At 69.0% G+C, this 23,582-nt stretch carries 21 protein-coding genes; 9 read left to right on the forward strand and 12 right to left on the reverse strand.

Features of this window, described 5'->3' with window-relative positions; all coding sequences use genetic code 11:
* Window positions 1-384 precede the first annotated feature (384 nt).
* Window positions 385-858 carry a regulatory protein RecX gene (locus N5D62_RS13400; RefSeq protein WP_279758321.1) on the reverse strand — a complete coding sequence of 158 codons (474 nt, stop codon included), beginning with the start codon at window positions 856-858 and terminating at the stop codon, window positions 385-387.
* A 40-nt stretch (window positions 859-898) separates the two neighbouring features.
* Window positions 899-1,942 carry a recombinase RecA gene (gene recA, locus N5D62_RS13405; RefSeq protein WP_279758322.1) on the reverse strand — a complete coding sequence of 348 codons (1,044 nt, stop codon included), beginning with the start codon at window positions 1,940-1,942 and terminating at the stop codon, window positions 899-901.
* A 316-nt stretch (window positions 1,943-2,258) separates the two neighbouring features.
* Here recA and N5D62_RS13410 point away from each other — a divergent pair, with 316 nt between their 5' ends.
* The 3 genes from N5D62_RS13410 (at window position 2,259) to N5D62_RS13420 (ending at window position 5,189) form a co-directional block, all read left to right on the forward strand.
* Entirely contained in the window at window positions 2,259-2,930 is a 672-nt protein-coding gene (locus tag N5D62_RS13410; protein ID WP_099860675.1) for a response regulator transcription factor, read from the forward strand.
* A 47-nt stretch (window positions 2,931-2,977) separates the two neighbouring features.
* Window positions 2,978-4,480, forward strand: a complete 1,503-nt coding sequence (locus N5D62_RS13415) for a sensor histidine kinase (protein ID WP_279758324.1) — start codon at window positions 2,978-2,980, stop codon at window positions 4,478-4,480.
* 136 nt (window positions 4,481-4,616) lie between these two features.
* Entirely contained in the window at window positions 4,617-5,189 is a 573-nt protein-coding gene (locus tag N5D62_RS13420) for a Uma2 family endonuclease (protein WP_279758325.1), read from the forward strand.
* Here N5D62_RS13420 and rodA read toward each other — a convergent pair whose 3' ends face one another.
* From rodA to N5D62_RS13445, 5 genes are read right to left on the reverse strand one after another with little or no spacing between them, the layout of a single operon-like run.
* Complete coding sequence (gene rodA, locus N5D62_RS13425; RefSeq protein WP_279758326.1) at window positions 5,190-6,344, reverse strand: rod shape-determining protein RodA; 1,155 nt, start codon at window positions 6,342-6,344, stop codon at window positions 5,190-5,192.
* The gene (gene mrdA / locus N5D62_RS13430) at window positions 6,341-8,470 is read right to left on the reverse strand and encodes a penicillin-binding protein 2 (RefSeq protein WP_279758327.1); all 2,130 of its coding nucleotides are present in this window, start codon (window positions 8,468-8,470) and stop codon (window positions 6,341-6,343) included. Before mrdA ends, rodA begins: the two co-directional genes overlap by 4 nt.
* Window positions 8,471-8,492: 22 nt before the next feature.
* Window positions 8,493-9,014 carry a rod shape-determining protein MreD gene (gene mreD, locus N5D62_RS13435; protein WP_279758328.1) on the reverse strand — a complete coding sequence of 174 codons (522 nt, stop codon included), beginning with the start codon at window positions 9,012-9,014 and terminating at the stop codon, window positions 8,493-8,495.
* Complete coding sequence (mreC, locus tag N5D62_RS13440; protein ID WP_279758329.1) at window positions 9,011-9,988, reverse strand: rod shape-determining protein MreC; 978 nt, start codon at window positions 9,986-9,988, stop codon at window positions 9,011-9,013. Before mreC ends, mreD begins: the two co-directional genes overlap by 4 nt.
* A 54-nt stretch (window positions 9,989-10,042) precedes the next feature.
* The gene (locus N5D62_RS13445; RefSeq protein ID WP_067065883.1) at window positions 10,043-11,086 is read right to left on the reverse strand and encodes a rod shape-determining protein; all 1,044 of its coding nucleotides are present in this window, start codon (window positions 11,084-11,086) and stop codon (window positions 10,043-10,045) included.
* A 308-nt stretch (window positions 11,087-11,394) separates the two neighbouring features.
* Here N5D62_RS13445 and gatC point away from each other — a divergent pair, with 308 nt between their 5' ends.
* The 3 genes from gatC to gatB are packed head-to-tail and all read left to right on the forward strand — an operon-like array spanning window position 11,395 to window position 14,680.
* The gene (gatC, locus tag N5D62_RS13450; protein ID WP_279758330.1) at window positions 11,395-11,694 is read left to right on the forward strand and encodes an Asp-tRNA(Asn)/Glu-tRNA(Gln) amidotransferase subunit GatC; all 300 of its coding nucleotides are present in this window, start codon (window positions 11,395-11,397) and stop codon (window positions 11,692-11,694) included.
* Window positions 11,691-13,181, forward strand: coding sequence for an Asp-tRNA(Asn)/Glu-tRNA(Gln) amidotransferase subunit GatA (gene gatA, locus N5D62_RS13455; RefSeq protein WP_279758331.1), 1,491 nt, complete (start codon window positions 11,691-11,693; stop codon window positions 13,179-13,181). Before gatC ends, gatA begins: the two co-directional genes overlap by 4 nt.
* A gap of 5 nt (window positions 13,182-13,186) precedes the next feature.
* Window positions 13,187-14,680: an Asp-tRNA(Asn)/Glu-tRNA(Gln) amidotransferase subunit GatB gene (gene gatB / locus N5D62_RS13460; protein WP_279758332.1), complete on the forward strand. Its 1,494-nt coding sequence runs from the start codon at window positions 13,187-13,189 to the stop codon at window positions 14,678-14,680.
* Window positions 14,681-14,785: 105 nt separating this feature from the next.
* Here gatB and N5D62_RS13465 read toward each other — a convergent pair whose 3' ends face one another.
* Both N5D62_RS13465 and pyrE read right to left on the reverse strand, forming a co-directional pair.
* Window positions 14,786-15,529: a hypothetical protein gene (locus N5D62_RS13465; RefSeq protein ID WP_279758333.1), complete on the reverse strand. Its 744-nt coding sequence runs from the start codon at window positions 15,527-15,529 to the stop codon at window positions 14,786-14,788.
* A gap of 23 nt (window positions 15,530-15,552) precedes the next feature.
* Complete coding sequence (pyrE, locus tag N5D62_RS13470; protein ID WP_279758334.1) at window positions 15,553-16,242, reverse strand: orotate phosphoribosyltransferase; 690 nt, start codon at window positions 16,240-16,242, stop codon at window positions 15,553-15,555.
* A gap of 163 nt (window positions 16,243-16,405) precedes the next feature.
* On the opposite strand from pyrE, the gene N5D62_RS13475 reads away from it, so the two are divergent.
* Window positions 16,406-17,380, forward strand: coding sequence for a hypothetical protein (locus N5D62_RS13475; RefSeq protein WP_279758335.1), 975 nt, complete (start codon window positions 16,406-16,408; stop codon window positions 17,378-17,380).
* Here N5D62_RS13475 and N5D62_RS13480 read toward each other — a convergent pair.
* Window positions 17,370-18,302, reverse strand: coding sequence for a DMT family transporter (locus N5D62_RS13480; RefSeq protein WP_279758336.1), 933 nt, complete (start codon window positions 18,300-18,302; stop codon window positions 17,370-17,372). The genes N5D62_RS13475 and N5D62_RS13480 overlap by 11 nt on opposite strands.
* 150 nt (window positions 18,303-18,452) lie before the next feature.
* Between N5D62_RS13480 and N5D62_RS13485 the strand changes: the two genes are divergently transcribed.
* Window positions 18,453-18,890 carry an Lrp/AsnC family transcriptional regulator gene (locus N5D62_RS13485; RefSeq protein WP_279758338.1) on the forward strand — a complete coding sequence of 146 codons (438 nt, stop codon included), beginning with the start codon at window positions 18,453-18,455 and terminating at the stop codon, window positions 18,888-18,890.
* 90 nt (window positions 18,891-18,980) lie between these two features.
* On the opposite strand, the gene N5D62_RS13490 is transcribed toward N5D62_RS13485, so the two are convergent.
* On the reverse strand, window positions 18,981-21,242 hold the full coding sequence (locus tag N5D62_RS13490) for a TonB-dependent receptor (protein ID WP_279758339.1): 2,262 nt from the start codon (window positions 21,240-21,242) through the stop codon (window positions 18,981-18,983).
* A gap of 343 nt (window positions 21,243-21,585) precedes the next feature.
* On the opposite strand from N5D62_RS13490, the gene N5D62_RS13495 reads away from it, so the two are divergent.
* The gene (locus tag N5D62_RS13495; RefSeq protein WP_279758390.1) at window positions 21,586-22,371 is read left to right on the forward strand and encodes an exodeoxyribonuclease III; all 786 of its coding nucleotides are present in this window, start codon (window positions 21,586-21,588) and stop codon (window positions 22,369-22,371) included.
* A gap of 193 nt (window positions 22,372-22,564) precedes the next feature.
* Here the strand turns inward: N5D62_RS13495 and N5D62_RS13500 are convergent, their stop codons facing one another.
* Window positions 22,565-23,557, reverse strand: coding sequence for a tripartite tricarboxylate transporter substrate binding protein (locus tag N5D62_RS13500; protein ID WP_279758340.1), 993 nt, complete (start codon window positions 23,555-23,557; stop codon window positions 22,565-22,567).
* Window positions 23,558-23,582 lie beyond the last annotated feature (25 nt).

The raw sequence follows: 23,582 nt of genomic DNA on the forward strand, positions 1-23,582 counted from the left end.
GGGAGGTCTCGCTTGATGGATGAATCAGGAAGAGGCCGCCGACGCCGCGGTCGATCCGCGATGCCGGCGTGGAGATGAGGTTTGCAGGGCCGGATTCAGCCGGGATGCCGCGACAAGGACCCTGTCGTCGCGGCCATAGGACCGCGCGTCGACAGGTCGACGACGATGCGGCGGATGGCGCTCGGGGGAGGCGGTGGAAGACATGAAAAACCGATGCAAACACGCAAAAACACGCCCGCGGACGAACGCCGGCGGGCAGATTTGCGAAGCCGAAAATGTAGCATGCTGCGTTGCATCAAGCCCTTGGCGCGGTTGAGACGCGCACCGGCGTGGGCTTGTCAGCGGGTCGAAAGGTGCCCGTGGCGCACGAAGTTTCGGACGGTTTCAGCGCACTTGCCGCACCGCCTTGCGGGCGAGCTCGGATCCGAAGCCCCGGCCCATGAGGAAGCGCAGCCGCTTCGCTTCGGCGGCCGCGTCGGCCGGCGGCTCCTCGCCGAACTTGCGTCTCAGCAGCTCGCAAGCCCGATCCAACTCCCCGGCGGCGAGCGTCGCGCGCTGTTCGGCGTCCATCGACAGCCCATGCTGCGCCAGCTCCTGCTCGATGCGCCGCTGGCCGAAGCGCTGCGAGCGCACATGAATGCGGGACTCGACGAAGCGTGATTCGTCCAGGTAGCCGTTGGCCTTCAGCCAGACGAGCACCGCGTCGACTTCTTCCTCGAGGCCACCGGCGTCGGCCGCCTCGTCGATCGACGGCTCGTTCGCCGGGTCCGCCTCGGCGAGGCGCCGGTCACGCGCGATGCGCTGCAGCTTGCGCCGCAGCTCCATCGCGCTGTGCTCCCGTTGCGCGAGCAGGGCCACCGCCCGCGCCTTCAACGACAGCGGCTGGGCGATGTCGCGTTTACTCGGCATCGCCGGGCGCGGCGCCCAGCAGCGGGATGCCCAGCGAATCGCGGATCTTGTTCTCGATCTCGACGGCCAGGTCCGCGTTCTCGCGCAGGAACTCGCGGGCGTTGTCCTTGCCCTGGCCGATCTTCTCGCCGCTGTAGGCGTACCAGGCGCCGGACTTGTCGACGATCTTGGCGGTCACGCCCATGTCGATGATCTCGCCCTCGCGGCTGATGCCCTCGCCGTAAAGGATGTCGAACTCCGCCGTCTTGAACGGGGGCGCGACCTTGTTCTTGACGACCTTGACCTTGGTCTCGGAACCGATGACTTCCTCGCCCTTCTTGATCGAGCCGATGCGGCGGATGTCCAGGCGGACCGAGGCGTAGAACTTCAGCGCGTTGCCGCCGGTGGTCGTCTCGGGCGAACCGAACATCACGCCGATCTTCATTCGGATCTGGTTGATGAAGACAACGGTGCAGTTGGTCTTCTTGATGGTGGCGGTCAGCTTGCGCAGCGCCTGGCTCATCAGGCGGGCCTGCAGGCCGGGCAGCGCGTCGCCCATCTCGCCTTCGAGTTCCGCCTTCGGCGTCAGCGCGGCGACCGAGTCGATCACGATCAGGTCCACCGAGCCCGAGCGCACCAGCGAGTCCACGATCTCCAGCGCCTGCTCGCCGGTGTCGGGCTGGCTGATCAGCAGGTCCTGCAGGTTGACGCCCAGCTTCTGCGCGTACTGGACGTCCAGCGCGTGCTCCGCGTCGATGAAGGCGCAGACGCCGTCCAGCTTCTGCATCTGGGCGATGACCTGCAGCGTCAGCGTCGTCTTGCCCGACGACTCGGGGCCGTAGATCTCGATGACGCGGCCGCGGGGCAGGCCGCCGACGCCCAGCGCGATGTCCAGCCCCAGCGAGCCGGTGGAGACGACCTGGATGTCCTCGATCTTCTCGCCTTCGGCCAGCCGCATGATCGAGCCCTTGCCGAACTGCTTTTCGATCTGGGCGAGGGCGGCCTGCAGGGCCTTGGCTTTTTCGGTGTTGGCGTTCTTCACGGGGGCGTCCATGCAATCTTCTCCTGTTGGGCTGCGGCGGATTATGGCGCAATCTGTATATCTGTACAGTACTTTGTCGAACGCCCCGGCCCGCTGCGCGGCGCCGGTGACGGTCGATGCAGCCATCTTAGGCAGCCGGTGGCTCACTGGATGAGCCAGCCGCGCGAATCCCACCTTTTTCCACCATCGGTGGGACGCCACCCCACGCGAACCTGTCGCGGGCCTGACCCGACGCGGCGCCACGCCCCCTTCCGCATGGCTCGGAAACGCCTAGGGAAGGCCGGCGACCCGCTCCCTAGAATGTCTTCATAACCAGAGGGGACGACACATGCGCATCCTGATCGCCGAAGACGACCAAGTCCTGGCCGACGGCCTGCTGCGCTCGTTGCGGGCGTCGGGCTGCGCGGTGGACCAGGTCGGCAGCGGCAGCGAGGCCGACGCGGCGCTGGCCTCGCACGAGTTCGACCTGCTGATCCTGGACCTGGGCCTGCCCAAGTTGCACGGGCTGGAGGTGCTGCGCCGGCTGCGCGCGCGGGGGTCGGCGGTGCCGGTGCTGATCCTCACCGCGGCCGACAGCATCGAGGAGCGCGTCAAGGGCCTGGACCTGGGCGCCGACGACTACATGGCCAAGCCGTTCTCGCTGCAGGAGCTGGAGGCGCGCGTGCGCGCGCTGACGCGCCGCGGGCTGGGCACGGCCTCGAGCGTGATCCGGCACGGCCCGCTGACCTTCGACGCCACCGGCCGCGTCGCCTACATCAACGACCAGATGGTGGAGCTGTCGGCGCGCGAGCTGTCGCTCCTTGAGGTCCTGCTGCAGCGCGCCGGGCGGCTCGTCAGCAAGGACCAGCTGGTCGAGCGCCTGTGCGAATGGGGCGAGGAAGTCAGCAACAACGCGATCGAGGTCTACATCCACCGGCTGCGCAAGAAGATCGAGCAGGGCCCGATCCGCATCGCCACGGTGCGCGGCCTGGGTTACTGCCTTGAAAAGATCCCCGGTTGATCGCTCCGCCGGCCTTTGCATCGACCCGATGAGCGGCGGCGCGCGGCATGGCGGCTGAACCCTCCGGCCATCGCTCGCTGTTCGGCGAGATCCTGGACTGGATGCTCGCTCCGCTGCTGGTCATCTGGCCGATCAGCGTCGCGCTGACCTGGCTGGTGGCCCAGGGCATCGCCAACAAGCCTTACGACCGCGAGCTCGATGAGATGGCGCGCCGGCTCGGGCTGCAGGTCGTGACCGAACCCGCGCCCGGCGAGACGCCGAAGAAGGGGCGCTCGCGGTACGCGCTCGCGCCCGAGGCGGCCGCGCTGCTGCGCGCGGACGAGTCCGACACCATCTACTACCAGGTGCTGGGCCTGCGTGGCGAGCTGCTCAGCGGCGACGCGCAGCTCCCGGTGCCGGAGGCCGAGCCGCCGATCGTGCCGTGGGAGGTGAACCGGCGCTTCGACGAGGTGAACAACGAGGCGGTGCGGGTGTCCTACCTGTGGGTGGTGCCCGAGGGGATGGCGGGCGGCGACCGGATGATGCTGGTGCAGGTGGCGGAGACGCTGGGCAAGCGCTCGCGGCTGACCAACGAGATCATCAAGGGCGTGATCCTGCCGCAGTTCGTGATCCTGCCGCTGGCGGTGCTGCTGGTGTGGCTGGCGCTGGCACGCGGCATCGCGCCGCTGAACGACCTGCAGCGCCGCATCCGGTCGCGCGACAGCTCCGACCTCAGCCCGATCGACGAGCAGCGCATCCCCGACGAGGTCGCCCCGCTGGTGCGCGCGATCAACGACCTGCTGGAGCGGCTGGACCAGTCGATCCGCGCGCAGAAGCATTTCCTGGCCGATGCCGCGCACCAGCTCAAGACGCCGCTGGCGGGGCTGCGCACGCAGGCCGAGCTGGCGCAGCGCGAGATCGACGAGGGCCGCAGCTCCCCGGCCGAACTGCGGCGTTCGCTGAAGCAGATCGCGGTGTCGAGCCAACGCGCGGCGCACATGGTCAACCAGTTGCTCGCGATGGCGCGCGCCGAGGACCAGGAGCACGCCGCGCGCCGCAGCGAGGTGAACCTGGCGGTGCTGGCGATCGAGACGGTGCGCGACTTCGTGCCGCGCGCGATGGAGAAGCGGCTGGACCTCGGCTACGAAGGACCGGAGGCAAGCCAGGCGGGGCTGCGGGTCCACGGCCATCCGCTGCTGATCCGGGAGCTGATCCGCAACCTGGTCGACAACGCGCTGCTGTACACGCCAGGCGGCGGCACGGTGACGGTGCGCGTGGTCGAGGACCCGTTCGGCCAAGTCTGCGTGCTGCAGGTCGAGGACTCGGGCCCCGGCATCGCGGAGGCGGAGCGCGAGCAGGTCTTCCAGCCGTTCTACCGGGCGCTGGGGACGAACGTCGACGGCTCGGGCCTGGGCCTGGCGATCGTGCGCGAGATCGTCCAGCAGCACGACGCCGAGATCGCCGTCGACGACACGCGGCCGCGCCGCCAGGCGGAGATCGAGGGCGCCGGCCCGGGCGCGCGATTCACGGTGCGCTTCGCGGCGCATCCGTTGTCGAATGGCAGTTCCTGAACCGGTTCACACACATCAGTCACCCAGCAGCCCGAACCCGGGCCCGGCGATCCATCACGTGTCACTTCGGGTCAGCGACATCCACTGAACGCTTTCGAAGAATCACCGCTTCTCTTCCGACTGAAGCAGGTGCCCGATGGCCTATCCCCTTTCGACGACGACGACGATGCGAATGACGACCGATGAATTCCTTGTGTGGGATTCCCAAGACGACAAGCGATACGAGTTGATCGATGGCTTCGTCGTCGTGATGGAGACAGGGATCGATCGGCATCAGACGGTCTCGGGCAACCTCTGGATCGAGTTTCGCCAACATTTGAAGGGCACTGCCTGCACGGCCTACTTCGGTCTGGCGGTTCACGTCGACGAGTCGAACTGCCTCGTGCCCGATGTCTTCGTCACCTGCGGGAAGGAAGACCAGGCCAAGCCGCGCGGCAAATCGAACGTGCCGCTTGTTGTCGAGGTCCTGTCGCCGAGCACGCAATCGTTCGACCGGAAGGGGAAGTTCGCGCGCTATCGGCGCATGACGGCATTGCGCGAGTACATGCTGGTCGACGTCGAGAAGCTCACGACCGAAGTCCATCGCCGCTGCGAGGACGGCGCTTGGGAGGTGTTCCGCTACACGGCCGCGGACGTCGTGCACCTCGCGTCGATCGACCTGGCCGTGGCGGGCGAGGTCGTCTTCGCGAACCTCGAACGCGCCGCCTGATCAGCGCTGCGTGCCCCCGCGGCTCTTGGCGATCGACATCAGCATCCCCAGCGACAGCCCCAGCGTCACCATCGCCGTGCCGCCGTACGAGATGAACGGCAGCGGCACGCCCACCACCGGCAGGATGCCGGTCACCATGCCCATGTTGACGAACACGTAGGTGAAGAAGCTCAGCGTGATCGCGCCGGCCAGCAGCCGCGAGAACAAGGTCGGCGCCTCGTGCGCGATCGCCAGCCCGCGCAGGATCAGCGCGGTGAACCCGACCAGCAGCGCGAGCGCCCCGATCAGGCCGAACTCCTCGCCATAGGCGGCGAAGATGAAGTCGGTGGTCCGCTCCGGGATGAACTCCAGGTGCGTCTGCGTGCCCTTCATGAAGCCCTTGCCGGTCACGCCGCCCGAGCCGATCGCGATCTCGCCCTGGATGATGTGGAACCCCTTGCCCAGCGGGTCCTTCGTCGGATCCAGCAGCGTGCAGACGCGGTCCTTCTGGTAGTCCTTCAGCACCACCCACTTCACGTCGGGCTGGCAGATCTGGTCCTCGCTGAACACCAGCGCGGTGATGCCCGCGCCCGCCAGCACCAGCGCCGGGATGATCAGCTTCCACGACAGCCCGGCGAAGAAGATCACGTACAGGCCCGCGCCCAGCACCAGCAGCGACGTGCCCAGGTCCGGCTGCTTGGCGATCAGGCCCACCGGCACCGCCAGCAGCACGAAGGCGGCGATGAAGTCGGGCAACCGCAGTTGCCCCTCGCGCTTCTGGAACCACCACGCCAGCATCAGCGGCACCGCGATCTTCAGCAGCTCCGACGGCTGGATCTGCGTGCCCACGTACAGCCAGCGCGTCGCGCCCTTCTTCGTGATGCCGAACAGCGCCACCGCGACCAGCAGCGTCACGCCCACCGCGTACAGCGGCAGCGCCAGCTGCATCAACCGCTGCGGCGGCACCTGCGCCGTCACGAACAGCACGCCCATCGCCAGCACCATGTTGCGGGCGTGATCGACGAAACGCGTGCCGTGGTCGTAGCCGGCCGAGTACATGCACATCAGCCCCAGGCCCATCAGCCAGAACATCGCCAGCAGCAGCGGCAGGTCGAAGCCCTGGAACAGCGGCTTCAGGCGCTGAAGCAGGCTGGGTTTGCTGAAGACGGCGCTCATCGTGAGGCTCCCGGGTTGGGGCGCGGCGCGGCGGGCGTCACGCGGCGTTCAGCGGCGGCGCCGGCGATCGCGGCCAGCGTGGACGAGGCCGGCGCCGCGGGCTTCGGCCCCGGCGATCCGGCGGGCGCCGAGGCGGCCGAGGTGGCCGACGCGGCGACGTCCGGCGCGCTCGCCGCGGTGGCGCCGGGCAGCGGGACGTCGTCGACGCGGCGCGGCGTGCCGATCGGCGCGCCGACCTGGCCGAGCCGCACCTTGGCGATGTCCTCTTCGCTCGGGTAGGTGCCGGTGAGGACGTAGTCGAACACCCGGCGCGCGATCGGCGCGGCCGACTCGGAGCCGAAACCGGCGTTCTCGACGATCAGCGCCAGCGCGATCGTCGGCGACTGGTACGGCGCGAACGAGATGTACAGCGAGTGGTCGCGCTTGCGCTCGTCGGCCTTGATGCTGCTGTAGGTCTGGCCGGCGCGCAGGCCCACCGCCTGCGCCGTGCCGGTCTTGCCCGCGCTCTGGTACTGCGCGCCGGCGAACACCATCCGCGACGTGCCCTCCAGCGTCACGTCGTGCATCGCGTTGCGGATCACGTCGACATCGGTCCGTCGCAGCGCCAGCGGCTCCAGCGCGTCGCTGGCGGTGCGCCGCTGCGCGTGCTTGACCACGTCCTCGATCTCGCGCACCAGGCGCGGCCGGTAACGCTCGCCGCCGCTGGCCAGCGTCGACATCGCGGTGGCCAGCTGCAGCATCGTGAAGTTGTTGTAGCCCTGGCCGATGCCCAGCGAGATGGTCTCGCCGGCGTACCACTTCTGCTGCTCGGGGCGCTTGTAGGCGCGCCGTTTCCACTCGGTGCTGGGCAGGATGCCGGTGACCTCGCCGAGCAGGTCGATCTCGGTCTTGCGGCCGAAGCCGAAGGGCTCGAGCTGGTCGTGGATCAGGTCCACGCCCATCTCGTTGGCCAGCGAATAGAAGTAGACGTTGGACGAGGTGACGATCGCCAACCGCATGTCCTTGGCGCCGGCGCGGTCGCCGGTCGCGCTGCCGAAGACGCGGCCGCCGAAGCTGTAGGTCAGGTTGTCCTGGATCACCACGTTGGCGGCGCGCTTGCCGGTGTTCAGCGCGGCCATCGCCATGTAGGGCTTGAAGGTCGACCCCGGCGGATAGGTGCCGCGCAGCGCGCGGTTGAGCAGCGGCTTGTCGATGTCCTCGTTGAGGTCGCGCCAGCTGTCGGCATCGATGCCGTCGACGAACAGGTTGGGATCGAAGGTCGGCTTGGAGACGAAGGCGAGCACCTCGCCGTTGCGCGGATCGATCGCGACCAGCGCGCCGCGGCGCTCGCCGAAGAGCCGCTCCACCAGCGCCTGCAGCTTGATGTCGATCGACAGGTGCAGCGTGTTGCCCGGCGTCGGCGGGCGGTTGCGCAGCCGGCGCACCGCGCGGCCGCCGGCGCTGGTTTCCATTTCCTCGAAGCCGGTCTGGCCGTGCAGCTCGCGCTCGTAGGCCTGCTCCAGCCCGAGCTTGCCGATGTACTCGGTGCCGCGGTAGTTGGCGACGTCCTCCTCGGACCAGTCGTCCATCGCCTTCTTCTCGGCCTGGTTGATGCGGCCGATGTAGCCCAGCAGGTGCGCGCCGACGTCGCCCAGCGGATAGCTGCGGAACAGCCGCGCCTTGATGTCCACGCCGGGGAAGCGGAAGCGCTGCGCGGCGAAGCGCGCGACCTCGGTGTCGGTCAGCTTGGTGCGGATGGGGAGCGACTCGAAGTTCTTGCTCTCCTCCATCAGCCGCTTGAAGCGGCGGCGGTCGCGCGGCTGGATCTCGATGACGGCGGACAGGCCGTCGATCGTGCGCTCCAGGTCGGGCACCTTGGACGGCGTGATCTCCAGCGTGTAGGCCGAGTAGTTGCTCGCCAGCACGACGCCGTTGCGATCCACGATCAGGCCGCGGTTGGGCACGATGGGCACGACGGAGACGCGGTTGGTCTCGGCGCGCTCGAGCAGCACGTCGTGCTGCGTGATCTGCAGGTAGGTCAGGCGCGCGACCAGCAGGCCGAAGCAGAACAGCACGAACACCGCCGCCGCCACGAGCCGCAGCCGGAATCGGCTCAGCTCCGCCTGGAGGTTCTTGATGACGGTCATCGCGGGCCCGGGATCGCCGCGGTCACAGCGGGCGGTGCGCGTCGGGATCCGGCGCGCGGCGCTGCGGCGCCAGCAGCAGCGCCGCGGCGATCGGCCACAGCGCGGCCTGCAGCACCGGCGCCAGCACCAGGCTCCAGCCCGGCCACATGCCGCCGACGAGCAGGCGCACGATCACCGCGATCGCCGCCGCGAGGACGAACAGCGGCAGCACGTGCAGCGCCTGCGCGCCCAGCGAGAACCACAGCAGCCGGCGGTGCAGCGCGACCGCACCGAAGGCCAGCAGGCTGTAGGCCAGCGCGTGCTGGCCGAGCAGCGCGCCATGGTGGACGTCGATCATCAGCCCGAACACGAAGGCCCAGCCCACGCCGACGCGGCGCGGCTGATGGACGTTCCAGAACACCAGCACCAGCGCGAGCACGTCCGGCATCCACGGCTGGCGGCCGACCGGCACCATGTCGATGAGCAGGCCCAGCACCAGGCTGAACGCGATGAACAGGGGGTTGGCGGGCAGCAGCAGCTGGCTCGCGCCGCGGGGCATGATCATCGGTTGCCTCCTCTGGGGCCGGACGCGGCGGCCGACGCGGCGCGGCGCGGCCGGGCGGCGGCCTCGGACGCGGCGGCATTGGCGGCGCTGGCCGCCTCCTGCGCGGCCTCGGTGCGGGCGGCTTCCTGGCCCTCGAGCGGTTCCAGCACCAGCACGTGGCGCGCGCTGTCGGGTTGCGCCACCGGCGCCAGGCCGACGCGGGCGAAGCTGGTGTCGCCGCGGCGCTCGACCTCCATCACCTTGGCCACCGGCAGGCCCGGCGGATACAGGCCGTCCAGGCCCGAGGTCGCGAGCGCGTCGCCGGCCTTGATGTCGGCGTTAGCGGCGATGAAGCGCAGCTCCATCACGCCGCGCTCGCCGCCGTAGGCGACGCCGCGCTGCTGGGTGCGGGTGTTGAGCACCGGGATCGTGGCCTCGCGGTCGGTGAGCAGGGTGACCTCGGCGGACAGCGGATAGACGCGCGTCACCTGGCCGAGCACGCCGGCGTCGTTGACCACGGGGGCGCCCAGGCGCACGCCGCGATGGCTGCCGCGGTCGATGACGATGCGGCGGGAGAAGGGATCGGGCGCCTCGTAGAGCACCTCGGCGGCCAGGCTCTTCACCGGCATCGCCTCGCGCAGGTCGAGCAGCGCGCGCAGCCGGGTGTTCTCGGCCTGCAGCTGCGCGGCGCGGCTGAGGATGACGGCCTGCGAGGCCAGTTGCTGGCGCGCCTGGTTCTCGGCCTCGGTGGCCTTCTCCATGCCGCGGGCGTAGTCGCCGGCCTGTTCCCAGGCGTCGACCGGCGCGAGCAGCGCGCGCTGCAGCGGATGCAGCGCGAGGGCGAGCCCGGCGCGAGCCGGGGCGGTGATCTGGAAGCGGGAGTCCGCGACCATGAGGAAGATGGCCAGCGCCGCGCAGAAGGCGAGTTTCGTCAGCGCGGACGGGCCTTCCCTGAACAGCGGCGGCGGGTTGCGATCCAGTGTGCCGAGAGGCATGACGATCTCAGCAGAGGAGATTCAACGCGAAGCGGCCCGAGGGGCCGCGTCGATTTACTCGTTGGTGAAGATGGAGCCGAGGCGTTCCATGCGCTCGAGCGCCATGCCGCAGCCGCGCACCACGCAGGTCAGCGGGTCTTCGGCGACGAGCACCGGCAGGCCGGTTTCCTCGGCCAGCAGCCGGTCCAGGTCGCGCAGCAGCGCGCCGCCGCCGGTCAGCATCATGCCGCGCTCGGCGATGTCGGCGCCCAGTTCCGGCGGCGTCTGCTCCAGCGCGTTCTTCACCGCCGAGACGATCTGGTTGAGCGGGTCGGTCAGCGCTTCCAGGATCTCGTTGCTCGAGATCGTGAAGCTGCGCGGCACGCCTTCGCTCAAGTTGCGGCCCTTGACCTCCATCTCCTTGACCTCGGAGCCGGGGAAGGCCGAGCCGATGTTCTTCTTGATGGACTCCGCCGTCGGCTCGCCGATCAACATGCCGTAGTTGCGGCGGATGTAGTTGATGATGGCCTCGTCGAACTTGTCGCCGCCGACGCGGACCGAGCCCTTGTAGACCATGCCGCCCAGCGAGATCACGCCGACCTCGGTGGTGCCGCCGCCGATGTCGATGACCATCGAGCCCGACGCCTCCGACACCGGCAGCCCGGCGCCGATCGCCGCGGCCATCGGTTCCTCGATCAGGTAGACCTCCGAGGCGCCGGCGCCCAGCGCGGCGTCGCGGATCGCGCGCTTCTCGACCTGCGTGGAACCGCAGGGGACGCAGATGATGATCCGGGGCGAGGGACGCAGCAGCTTGGTGTCGTGCACCATCTTGATGAACTGCTTGATCATCTGCTCGGTGACCACGAAGTCGGCGATCACGCCGTCCTTCATCGGGCGGATCGCCTCGATGTTGCCGGGCACCTTGCCCAGCATGGCCTTGGCCTCGTGGCCGACGGCCTGGATCGTCTTCTTGCCGTTGGGACCGCCTTCGTGGCGGATGGCGACGACCGAGGGTTCATCCAGCACCACGCCTTTTCCGCGGACGTAGATCAGCGTGTTGGCGGTGCCCAGGTCGATGGCGAGATCGGTGGAGAAATAGCGGCGCAGGGAGGCGAGCATGTGTATGGGCAAGGCCTGGACAGGACGCTTCGGCACCTGGAGCCGCCGGTCAACGTCGAACTACACGCAATCGGCGGCATTCGACGGCATCAGGCGGCGTTCGTCTGCGTTCTGTCCGGGCGGCTGCGATTCGAGGCGGTTCGGGTCGGGTAACCGCGCGGACCGGCGGCGTCCGCGCGAGCGAGATTCCTTGCCATAAGCAACGAGGCTGCAGATGCAGCCCCGGCCCATGGAGATAAGCGGGGATAATAACTGATCACCCTCTGGTTTGGCCCGTCTGCAAGCCATCCGTAAGCGTTTCAATCCCCATGGCACTCACCCACGACGACGTCAGCCGGATCGCCAAACTGGCCCGGCTGGAACTTTCCGGCGACGAGCAGGCCGAGCTGCTGCCGCAGCTCAACGGCTTCTTCTCGATCGTCGAACAGATGGGGGCGGTCGACACCAGCGGCGTCGATCCCCTGTACACGCCGCTGTCGGCGATCCAGGAAGTCGCCCTGCGGCTGCGCGAGGACCGCGTCACCGAGAGCGACCAGCGCGCGCTGAACCAGCGCAGCGCCCCCGCCGTCGAGGACGGCCTGTTCCTGGTCCCGAAAGTCATCGAATGACCCAGCCCCTGCATCTCCTGGGCGTGGCCGAGCTCGGCCGCGCGCTGCGCGCCAAGACCGTCTCCAGCACCGAACTGACGCAACATCTGCTTGCGCGTGTTGCCGCCGCGAAGGACCTTGGCGCCTTCCTGCACATCGACGAGGCCTACGCGCTGGCCCGCGCCCAGGACGCCGACGCCCGGCTGGCCCGCGGCGACGAGGGCGCGCTGATCGGCGTGCCGCTCGCGCACAAGGACATCTTCGTCACCCGCGACATGCCGACCACGGCCGGCTCGAAGATGCTCGAGGGCTACCTGAGCCCGTTCGACGCCACCGTCGTCGAGCGGCTGAACGCCGCCGGCACCGTCTCGCTGGGCAAGCTGAACTGCGACGAGTTCGCGATGGGCTCGGCCAACGAGAACAGCGCCTACTTCAAGGCGCTCAACCCCTGGGACCGCACCCGCGTGCCGGGCGGCTCCTCGGGCGGCTCGGCGGTGGCGGTGGCCGCGGGCCTGGTGCCCGCGACGACCGGCACCGACACCGGCGGCTCGATCCGCCAGCCGGCCAGCTTCTCCGGCATCACCGGCATCAAGCCGACCTACGGCGTGTGCTCGCGCTACGGGATGATCGCGTTCGCCTCCAGCCTGGACCAGGCCGGCGTGTTCGCGCGCTCGGCCGAGGACTGCGCGCTGCTGCTGTCGACGATGAGCGGCTTCGACGAGCGCGACGCCACCAGCGTGCAGCAGCCGCCGCAGGACTTCAGCGCGCAGATGCTGGCGCCGCGCGAGGGCGCGACCGCCGCGCGGCCTCTGCAGGGCCTGCGCATCGGGCTGCCGCGGGAGTTCTTCCCGGCCGCGCTGTCGGCCGACGTCGACGGCGCCGTGCGCGCCGGCCTGGCGGAGCTGGAGAAGCTCGGCGCGACGCTGGTGGACGTGTCGCTGCCGCGCACCGAGCTGGCGATCCCGGTCTACTACATCATCGCCCCGGCCGAGGCGAGCTCGAACCTGTCGCGCTTCGACGGCGTGAAGTTCGGGCACCGCGCCAAGGACTACGGCAACCTGATCGACATGTACGAGAAGACCCGCGCCGAAGGCTTCGGCGCCGAGGTCAAGCGCCGGATCATGATCGGCAGCTACGTGCTCTCGCATGGCTACTACGACGCGTACTACCTGCAGGCGCAGAAGCTGCGCCGCATGATCGCGGACGACTTCCAGCAGGCCTTCCAGCATTGCGACCTGATCGCCGGCCCGGTGGCGCCGACGGTGGCGTGGAAGCAGGGCGAGGGCGCGGACGATCCGGTCAAGGCCTACCTGGCCGACATCTTCACGCTGCCGGGCTCGCTGGCCGGCCTGCCCGGCATGAGCGTGCCGGTGGGCCTGGGCGAGGGCGGCATGCCCGTGGGCCTGCAGCTGCTGGGCAACTACTTCAAGGAAGGCACGCTGCTGCACGCCGCGCATGCGCTGCAGCAGGCCACGACCTGGCACCGCCAGATGCCGGCGGGGGTGTGAACGTCATGAGCAAGAACAGCCAACTGGTGCGGGGCTACGAGGTCGTGATCGGCCTGGAGAACCACGTCCAACTCTCGACCGTCTCGAAGATCTTCAGCGGCTCGTCGACCGCGTTCGGCGCGGCGCCCAACACGCAGGCCAGCGCGGTGGACCTGGCGCTGCCCGGCACGCTGCCGGTGCTCAACCGCGGCGCGGTGGAGCGCGCCATCCGCTTCGGCCTGGCGGTCGGCGCGAAGGTGGCGCCGCTGTCGATCTTCGCGCGCAAGAACTACTTCTACCCCGACCTGCCCAAGGGCTACCAGATCAGCCAGTACGAGATCCCGGTCGTGCAGGGCGGCCAGATCGAGTTCTTCGTCGGCGACCAGAAGAAGACCGTCCGCCTCACCCGCGCCCACCTGGAGGAGGACGCCGGCAAGAGCCTTCACGAGGACTATCACGGCCAGTCGGGCATCGACCTGAACCGCGCCGGCACGCCGCTGCTGGAGATCGTCTCCGAGCCCGAGATGCGCTCCGGCGCCGAGGCCGTCGAGTACGCGAAGACGCTGCACGCGCTGGTCATGTGGCTGGGCATCTGCGACGGCAACATGCAGGAAGGCTCGTTCCGCTGCGACGTGAACGTGTCGGTGCGCAAGCCCGGCGAGCCCTTCGGCACGCGGCGCGAGATCAAGAACCTGAACAGCTTCCGCTACCTGGTCGACGCGGTGAACTACGAGGTCAACTGGCAGATCGACCAGATCGAGGACGGCCTGTCGATCCAGCAGGCGACGGTGCTCTACAACCCGGACACCGGCGAGACCCGCTCGATGCGCACGAAGGAGGACGCGGCCGACTACCGCTACTTCCCCGATCCGGACCTGCCGCCGCTGATGATCGCGCCCGAATGGGTGGAGCGCGTGCGCGGCGAGATGCCGGAGCTGCCCACGGTGATGGCCGCGCGCTTCCAGGAGGCCGACGGCCTGCCCGCCTACGACGCCACGATGATGACGCAGAGCCTGGCGACGGCGCGCTTCTACGAAGCCGCGCGCGACGGCTGCGGCGCGCCCAAGCTGGTGGCGAACTGGGTGATGGGCGAGGTCTCGCGCCGGCTCAACACCGAGGAGCGCTCGATCGAGGACGCGCCGGTGACGCCGGCGCTGCTGGCCGCGCTGATCAAGCGCATCCAGGACGGCACCCTCTCCAACAACTCGGCCAAGCAGGTGTTCGAAGCCGCCTGGAAGCAGTCGGACTCCTTCGATGGCGTCTTCGGCTCCTTCGAAGAATCGATGCGCGCGATTGACGCCTTCATCGAGGCGAAGGACCTCAAGCCGATGAGCGACACGGGCGAGCTCGAGCGCATCCTCGATGAGGTGCTCGCGGCCAACGCCAAGTCGGTCGAGGAGTTCCGCGCCGGCAAGGAGAAGGCGTTCAACGCGCTGGTCGGCCAGGCGATGAAGGCGACCAAGGGCAAGGCCAATCCGTCCGCCGTCAACGAGCTGCTGAAGAAGAAGCTCGGCGCTTGAAGAAGCTCCGCGCTTGAACGAAGGGGGCTGACCGGCCCCCTTTTTCTTTGCCGCGGTCGGTGCGTCGAAACGCGCCCGCGGATGCGGCCCGGGACCGTGTCCCGTTCAGCGTCCGCTGGCCGGCGAGGCCTGCACCGGCGGCTTCGCCGGCGGCGCCTGCGACGCGCCGGAGGCCGCGGGCTTGTTGTCCAACGAGCCCGGCGCCGCGCCCGCCCACAGCCGCTTGAGCCGCGAGAGTTCCTCGTCGTAGAGCTTGTTCACGCGCACGATCTCGGCCTTCTGGTTGTCGATCGATTCGCGCTGCGCGGCGGCGGCGGCCTCGTTGGTGTCGAGCTGGTGCTGCAGCTTCAGCGGCAGGCGCTTGCCCTTGTAGAACTCGGCCTCGTCGAGCATCGGCTTGCGTTCGGTCGCCAGCACCTGCAGCCGCTTCTCGGACTGCTGCATCGCCTCGCGGATGTCGTCGAGCGCGCCTTCGCGCGCGCGCTGGTGGGCGGCCTGGTCGGCGAAGCGCTGCAGCAGGTTGCGGTCGCGCCGGATCGCGTCCTGCTGGGCGGCGCGCTGCACTTCCTCGTTGCGCTTGCGCTGGTCGGCGGCGACCTGCTCCTCGGGCGACATCGCCGGCGGCACCATCTTGCGGACCGAGCCGTCGGAATTCAGCATGCGCTGCTCACGCGCCTGGCACTCGGCGATCGGGCGGTCGGAGGTGAGCCGGCGGCCGTCGGGCGTGTTGCAGGTGTAGATCGTGGGCGCCGGCGGCGGCTTGTTCTGCGCCGCGGCGGGACCCGTCAGGCCGCAGGCCAGCATCAGCAGGCCGGCGAGCGCCAAGGGCGCGACCGGTCGGGACGGCAAGCGGCGTGGGATCGAGGGGCGCATCAGACTCCGTAGCGATCGCGGTAGGCATGGACCGCCGCCGCATGGGCGGCGACGGCGGTGCTGCTGGTGGTCTGCAGATACTGGAGCAAGTCCGAGAGCCCCGCAATGGCGACAACCGGCAGCTGCAGCTGGTCACGCACGTACTGTACCGCCGACCAGGCCAGGTCCTGGCCGTTCTCGGCCGCCTTCTCCTGGCGGTCCAGCGCGATGGTCACGCCGCAGGGCGTGGCGCCGGCGGCCTGGATCATCGCGATCGACTCCCGCACCGAGGTGCCGGCCGAGATCACGTCGTCGATGATCAGCACCCGGCCCTGCACCTTGGCGCCGACCAGCGTGCCGCCCTCGCCGTGGTCCTTGGCTTCCTTGCGGTTGTAGGCGAACGGCTTGTTGTGGCCCAGCCGCGCCAGCTCGATCGACACCGCCGCGGCCAGCGTGATGCCCTTGTAGGCGGGGCCGAAGATCATGTCGAACTCGAGGCCCGAGGCCAGCAGCCGCTGCGCGTAGAACGCCGCCAGCCGGCCCAGCTTCAGGCCGTCGTCGAACAGCCCGGCGTTGAAGAAGTAAGGGCTCAGGCGGCCCGCCTTGGTCTTGAACTCGCCGAAGCGCAGCACGCCGGCGTCGACGGCGAAGGCGACGAATTCCTGGGCCAGGGCGTCGAGGGCATCCGGGCGGGCAGCGGCAGGGGTCATGGCGGGCGACGTCGGAACGTGACAGTGAAATTGGGGCGGAATTGTAGGACGTGGGGTCGCCGGGCAGGCCGCGTTCCCTGGCGGTGATGTCGCCGTTATCCGGTATGGTCCGGGCCCGGGAAACGACGATCGACACGAGATCACCACGAGGGAGGACCCCGGGATGCTGGTACCCGCCTTTTGGGCCGAGGGCCGCGCGCGCGCTCGCGTCGGCGGCCGTCCGCGCACGATCCGCCGCTTCGGCTGGTCCGACCTCGGCCAGGTGGACGCGCAATGCCACGCCGACGAGCGCGCCGCCGAGGCGATGGCCCGCGCCGTGGCCGGCGAGAAGGTCGCGCCGCGCGAATACAAGACCCCGTACGGCGAGGCCGGCCTGCCGATCCGCGAGGAGATCCTGGCGCGCCACGGCGACTGCGTGATCACCCGCAACGCCTACGGCGCGCATTGCCTGAACACGCCGTCGGCGCTGTTCATCGATGTCGACGTGCCCGACTCCACCTTGCCGCCGAAGGTGTCGGCGGGCCTTTACCTGGCCGTGATCGTCGGGATCCAGCTGGCCGTCTGGGGACGGGGATGGGGGTGGCAGGTGGGCGTGCTGATCCCGTCGGTGATCCTGGCGATCTGGCTGCACGGGACGATCGACCGGCTCAACCGCCGCCACGACCGCACGCCGCAGGTGCTGACCCGCGCGCGCGTCGACGCCTTCCTGAAGGCGCACGAGGACTGGCGCATCCGCCTGTACGAGACGCCGGCCGGCTACCGGCTGCTGGTGACGCACCGGCCGTTCGATCCGGCCGATCCGGTGGCGCAGGCCGCGATGACTGAGCTCGGCGCGGACCGGCTGTACCAGCGACTGTCGCTGACGCAGCGCTGCTTCCGGGCGCGGCTGACCGGCAAGCCGTGGCGCATGGGGATCGCGCGCCACATCGTGCCGCGGCCGGGCACCTGGCCGGTGAATCCGGCGCGGATGGACGACCGCCGCGCCTGGTCCGCCGACTACGACCAGCGCGCCGAAGGCTTCGCCGCCTGCCGCTTCGCGGGCGAGTTCGGCGGCGCCGAGGAACATCCCGAGGTCGCGCCGGTGCGCGCGCTGCACGACACGCTGAGCCGCGCGACGACGGACCTGCCTATCGCTTGAAGGGCTTGAAGGGCTTGAAGGCCTTGAACTGCCCGGACGCCGCGCCCGGCCAGCGCGGCACCCAGCCACGCTGCATCGCCGCGGCCGCGACGAGGATGGCCGCGACGCCGGCCCACTGCACCGGCGCCAGTCGATGCCCGAAGGCGATCCAGTCGACCGCGATCGCGGCCACCGGATACACGAAGGACAGCGCGCCGGTGATCGCGGTGGGCAGTTTCTGGATCGCGCCGTAGAGCAGCAGGTACATCAACCCGGTGTGGACCATGCCCAGTGTGACCAGGCTGGCCCAGCCGGACGGCGCCATCGGTGCGTGCTGCCACGGCGTCCAGGCGCTGAGCAGCAGCGCGCCGGTGATCAGCTGGATCAGCGCGACCAGCTGCGGCGGCGTGCCCGCCAGGCGCTTCACCAGCAGCGCCGTGACCGCGTAGAGGAACGAGGCGCCCAGCGCCAGCGCGATGCCGCCGAGATAGTCGCTGCCCGGCGCCGTGGCGCCGGCCTGCTGGCGCGCGGTGGCGATCGCGACCACGCCGGCGAAGGCGACCGCCAGCCAGGACAGCTTGACCCAGATCAGCCGCTCGCCGAGGAACAGCGCGGCCAGTCCGACGAGCAGGAAGGGCTGCACGTTGTAGACCGCCGTGCTGATCGCGATCGACGCGCGGGGGAAGGCCGCGAACAGCAACACCCAGTTGAAGACGATCGCGACACCGCTGAGCACGCTCAGCAGGACGACCCGCCGGTCGAGCCATTCACGCCGGAACTGGCCCAGCGCCGCGCAGACCACGCCCAGCGTCGCGGCGCCGATGACGCAGCGCCAGAACACGACGGTCATCACCGGCACGCCGGCGGCGAGCACGAACCAGCCGATCGTCCCGGAGATGAGCATCGCGACGATCATGGACAAGGAGCCGGGGTGGCGGGTCATGGAACGCCTTGGAAGTGAAGGGAATGGCCTTCATTCTTCCCACTGAGGGCTGCGCTCTCCAGCGCATGACGAAGGCAAAGGGAGGCGATGGCCTTTAGGATCAAGGCGAATCCGCGCTTTCTCCTTTTCACCGTCTTCGAGGCCGCCGCCATGACCGACGACATCGACCATCTGTTGCTGCGCCTGCTCTCGCAGGACGCGCGCCAATCGCTGAAATCGCTCGCGCAGGCCTGCGGGCTGTCGGCGCCGAGCGTGGCCGAGCGGCTGCGCAAGATGGAGGAACGCGGCGAGTTGATCGGCACGACGGTCGACATCGATGCCCGCAAGTTCGGCTACCAGTTCCAGGCGCTGGTGCGGATCCGCCCGCTGCCCGGGCACCTGCAGGTGGTCGAGCAGCAGCTGATCGAGACGCCGCAGGTCATCGAGTGCGACCGCATCACCGGCGACGACTGCTTCCTCGCGCGGCTGCAGGTCCGCTCGATGGACGAGCTCGACGTGGCGCTGGACGCCTTCAACCTGCATGCGCAGACGAGCACCGCGATCGTCAAGAAGTCGCCGGTCAAGCGCCGCCTGCCACCGCTGGACTGACACTCGGCGCAAAGAAAAAGGCCTGCCCCGTCGCCGGGGCAGGCCTTCGCGCGGCGCGGCCCGGAGGCCGCGATGCCGCGATGCCGTCGATCAGAACAGCGCCTTGAACTGCACGCCGTAGGTCCGCGGGTCGTTGATGAAGCCCGTGTTGTTGTTGAAGTCGATCGCGCCGGTCACGCGGATCTGGTTCGTGATGTTGCGGACGAAGGTCGCGACCTCGTACTTGCCGTTGTTCCACACGTAGCCCACGCGCAGGCCGCCTTCGGTCAGCGACTTGCCGGTGAACTCCTTGGCCTCGTACAGGAAGAAGTTCACCTTCGAGCGGTAGGCCCAGTCGGTGTAGATGTAGAACTCGTTGCCGGCCGGGGTCGGGATCGAGTAACGCGCGGTCAGGTTGGCGACCCACTTCGGCGCGTTCGGCAGGGCGTTGCCGTCGATGCTGTAGTTGGTCGTGGAACCGGCCACCAGCGGATCCAGCATCGTGCAGCCGCCGCCGCACGCCGGCAGCGACAGGCTCGCGTCGCGGATCTTGGTGTTGTTCAGGCTGCCGCCCAGGGTGATCAGCAGCTGGTCGACCGGCAGCAGTTCCAGGTTGACCTCGACGCCGTTGCCGGTGGCCTTCTTGGCGTTCAGCAGACGGTTGGCGTTGTTCTGGCCACCGACGGCGGTCAGCTGCAGGTCCTTGACGGTGTAGTCGAAGACGCTGGCCGACAGGCGCGCGCGGCGATCCCAGAAGTCCGACTTCACGCCGATCTCATAGGAGGTCACGTTCTCCGGCGTCGCCTGCGACTGGCCGGCGAAGCGCGACGCGCCCTGCACCGACGAGGCGCGGAAGCCGGTCGCGACGCGCGCGTACAGGTTGGTGTCCTTGGTCAGCGCATAGGTGCCCGACACGTCCCAGTTCCACTTCTTGTCGGCGGTGCTGGCCGACACGCCGGTGCTGGTGTTCAGGTCCGCGTAGCTGCTGGTGACGTTGACGTCCTTCTTGTCGTGCGTGTAGCGCAGGCCGCCGCGCACCGAGAAGTCCTGCGTGACCGCGTAGTTCACCGAGCCGAACGCCGCCCACGCGGTGTTCTTCTGGTACGTGTCGACGTAGCCGGCGGCCGCGCCGCTGGAGGTCGTGTAATCGGTGCTGCGGGCGGTGTAGCGCTCGTTGAAGAAGTACAGGCCGCCTTGCCAGCGCAGCGGGCCCGGCGTCGCCGATTCGAGGCGGAATTCCTGCGTGATCTGGCGATGGCCGCTCATCGAGCTCGAGGACTCGGCCGGGAAGCTCGCCTGGCCTTCCTGCGTGAACGGCTTGGTGCCGCCGTAGATGTAGCCGCCGTCCACGTCGCCGCGGCTGAACGGGCGCACCGACTCGTAGCCGGTGATCGAGTACAGGTTCACCTGGCCCAGGCCCCAGCGCAGGCGCGCGCTGCCGCCGGTGGCGTGCAGCGTCTGCTCGTTGACGCCGTCGGTGTAGGCCTTCTCCGGATCGAAGCCATCGACCAGGTCGTTCGTGCCCGGCTTGATGATCGAGGAACGGAACAGGCGCGCGCTGCCCTTCAGGTCACGGCCATGGAAGTTGAACAGCGCGCTGAAATCCTTGTGCGGCTGGTACAGGGCCTGCAGGCGGATGGCGCGGTCGTCGTAGCCCTCGAGCTCGCCGGTCTTGCCGGTCGGGACCTGGTTCTTCACCCAGTCGTCGCGGTGCTGGATCTGCGCGGAGATGCGCGCGGCCCAGTCGCCGGTCAGCGGCACGTTGGCGGCGCCTTCCAGGTTCATCGTGCCGTAGGTGCCGTAGGAGACGTTGAGGTACCCCTCCTGGCGCTGCGACGGCTTCACCGAGTCGAACTTCACCACGCCGGCCGGCGTGTTGCGACCATACAGCGTGCCCTGCGGGCCGGCCACCACTTCGACGGCGGCCAGGTCGAACGCGGGGAAGCCCTTCAGGATCGGGTTCTCCTGGACCACGTCGTCATAGACCAGCGAGACGGGCTGCGACGCGTTCAGGCGGAAGTCGGTGTTGCCGTAGCCGCGGATGTAGAACCGCGGGAAGGCGCGGCCGAAGGACGATTCGATGTTCAGGCTGGGGACGCGGCCCGACAGGAAGCGCACGTCCTGGCCGGCGGAGTTCAGCACGTCGAGCTTCTCGCCGGAGATCTTCGTGACCGCGTTCGGGACTTCCTTGATGTTCTCGACGCGCCGCTCGGCGGTGATGGTCACGGTGTCCAGTTGGCCCTTTTCCTTGGCGGGGGCGTCGGTCTGGGCGTCCTGGGCCAGCGCGGGCCAGGCGAGCAAGGCCAGCGACACAGCCGCGGCGGCCTCGCGCAGCGCCGGCAGGGCAGCGCGCTGGGTGGCGAATCGATTCATGGATGAACTCCGGGGGAGGATGAGAAACCGGGGAGATGCCGGACCCAGCCACGTGGTGACAGCGGTGGGCAATGGCAAAAATGTGTGTGCGCGATGGCGCGGTGGACGCGAATCTAGCAAGTTCGTCATAAAGGCGTCACCCCACGCACCACCATGGTGCGGTTTGTGTTGCCCAAACACTGCATCCGGCCGCCGGTCGCCCAGACGAACGGGAATGGGTCACGCCGTGGCCTCCCAGCGGTGCGCCAGCCCCCACCCCGCGCGGCACCGGCGCGGTCCGCTCCTGCCAACTTCCGCGCCGAGGCTTTGCGATACTGCCGCCCTCTTCCAGGGGGCTCCCGTCATGCGCTTCATCACCCTCAACCTCAACGGCATCCGCTCGGCCGCCACCAAGGGCGTCTTCGACTGGCTGCCGCCCCAGCAGGCCGACGTCGTCGGCGTCCAGGAACTGAAGGCCCAGGCCGATGTCGTCGAATCCCAGTTCGCCGGCTACGACACCCTCTCCGGCCACTTCCATTACGCCCAGAAGAAGGGCTACTCCGGCGTGGGCCTCTACACCCGCGAAACCCCCTCCGACGTGATCGTCGGCTTCGGCAGCACCGAGTTCGACAACGAGGGCCGCTGGATCGAAAAACGCTTCGACAAGCCCGGCCGCAAACTCAGCCTCATCTCCTGCTACTTCCCCAGCGGTTCCAGCGGAGAGGAACGCCAGGCCGCCAAGTTCCGCTTCCTCGCGGAAATGCACCCCTACCTCATGGCCTTGCGCGCCGAACGCGAATTCATCCTCGTGGCCGACGTCAACATCGCCCACAAGGAAATCGACCTCAAGAACTGGAAAGGCAACCAGAAGAACAGCGGCTTCCTCCCGGAAGAACGCGCCTGGATGACCAAACTCCTCGAGAAGGACATCGGGCTCGTCGATGTGTTCCGCACGCTCAACGACAAGGCCGAGCAGTACACGTGGTGGAGCAACCGCGGGCAAGCCTGGGCGAAGAACGTCGGGTGGCGCCTGGACTACCACCTGGCCACGCCAGGCATGGCCCACCTGGCCAAACGCGAAGCCATCTACCTCGACCAGCGGTTCAGCGACCACGCGCCGTTGACCATCGACTACGACTTCAAGATCTGAGGCGGTCGCTCAGCCGGCGGCATGGGACCCCTCCTTGCACGCCGCTCAGCCAGCGGCACGGGGGCCCCTCGTCGCTCAATCTCCTCCTCGCCGCTCGGAATTCGCGCCGAGGGGCCCCCGTGCCGCCGGCTTCGAAGTCACTGACTGCACCGAGTTCGCTGACTGCGGGAGGGAGTGGGGCAAGGGAAGTTGATCAGTCCACCTTCGCGCCGGACGCCTTCACGACCTTCGCCCACTTGGCCGTCTCGCTGGCGATGAGCGCGGCGAACTCCGCGCTCGAACCACCGCCCGGCACCGCGCCCTGACTCGCCAGACGCTCCTTCATCACCGGCGTCGCCAACGCCTTCGCCGCCTCGCGCTGCACCCGCGCCACCTGGTCCGCCGGCTGCGAGGACGGCGCCAACAACCCAAACCAGGACGAGGCCTCGAAGCCCTTCAGCTCCGGCAAGCCGCTCTCGGCGATCGTCGGCAGATCCGGCAACGCCTCGCTGCGCCGCGCGCTCGTCACCGCGATCGCCTTCAACTTGCCCGACTTGATGTGCGGCAGCGCCGACGGCAGGTTGTCGAACATCAGGTCCATGTTCCCGCCCATCAGGTCCAGCAGCGCCGGACCCGACCCCCGGTACGGGAAATGGACCATGTAGGTCCCCGTCAGGCTCTTGAACAACTCCCCCGCCAGGTGGATCGAGGTGCCATTGCCGCTGGAGCACATGTTCAGCTTGCCCGGATTGGCCTTGGCCACCCGCGCCAGGTCGGCGACGCTGTGGATGCCGTACTTCTGCGCGTTCGCCGGATTCATCACCAGCACGTTGGGCACCGCTGCCACCAGCGTGATCGGCGCGAAGTCCTTCACCGGATCGAAAGGCATCTTCGGATACAGCGACTGGTTGATCGCATGCGTGCCCACCGTGCCCATCAGCAAGGTGTGCCCATCGGTCGCGTGCGCCACGTCGGCGGAACCGGTGTTCCCACCCGCGCCCGGCTTGTTCTCGACGATCACCGGCTGCCCCAGCGCCTTCTGCAGTTCCGGCGCCATCGCGCGGGCCATCAGGTCCGTCGTGCCGGCCGGCGGAAAGGGCACGACGATGCGCAGCGGCCGCGACGGCCACGCGGCTTGCGCGCGCACCCCACCCGGCAGGCAAACAACGGACGACAGCGCGAGCAGCGCGCGGCGGTTCAGGCTCATGGGGGTCTCCTCGTTGTGATCTCGA

This window comes from Mitsuaria sp. GD03876 (assembly GCF_029840635.1).
Taxonomy (GTDB): domain Bacteria; phylum Pseudomonadota; class Gammaproteobacteria; order Burkholderiales; family Burkholderiaceae_C; genus Roseateles.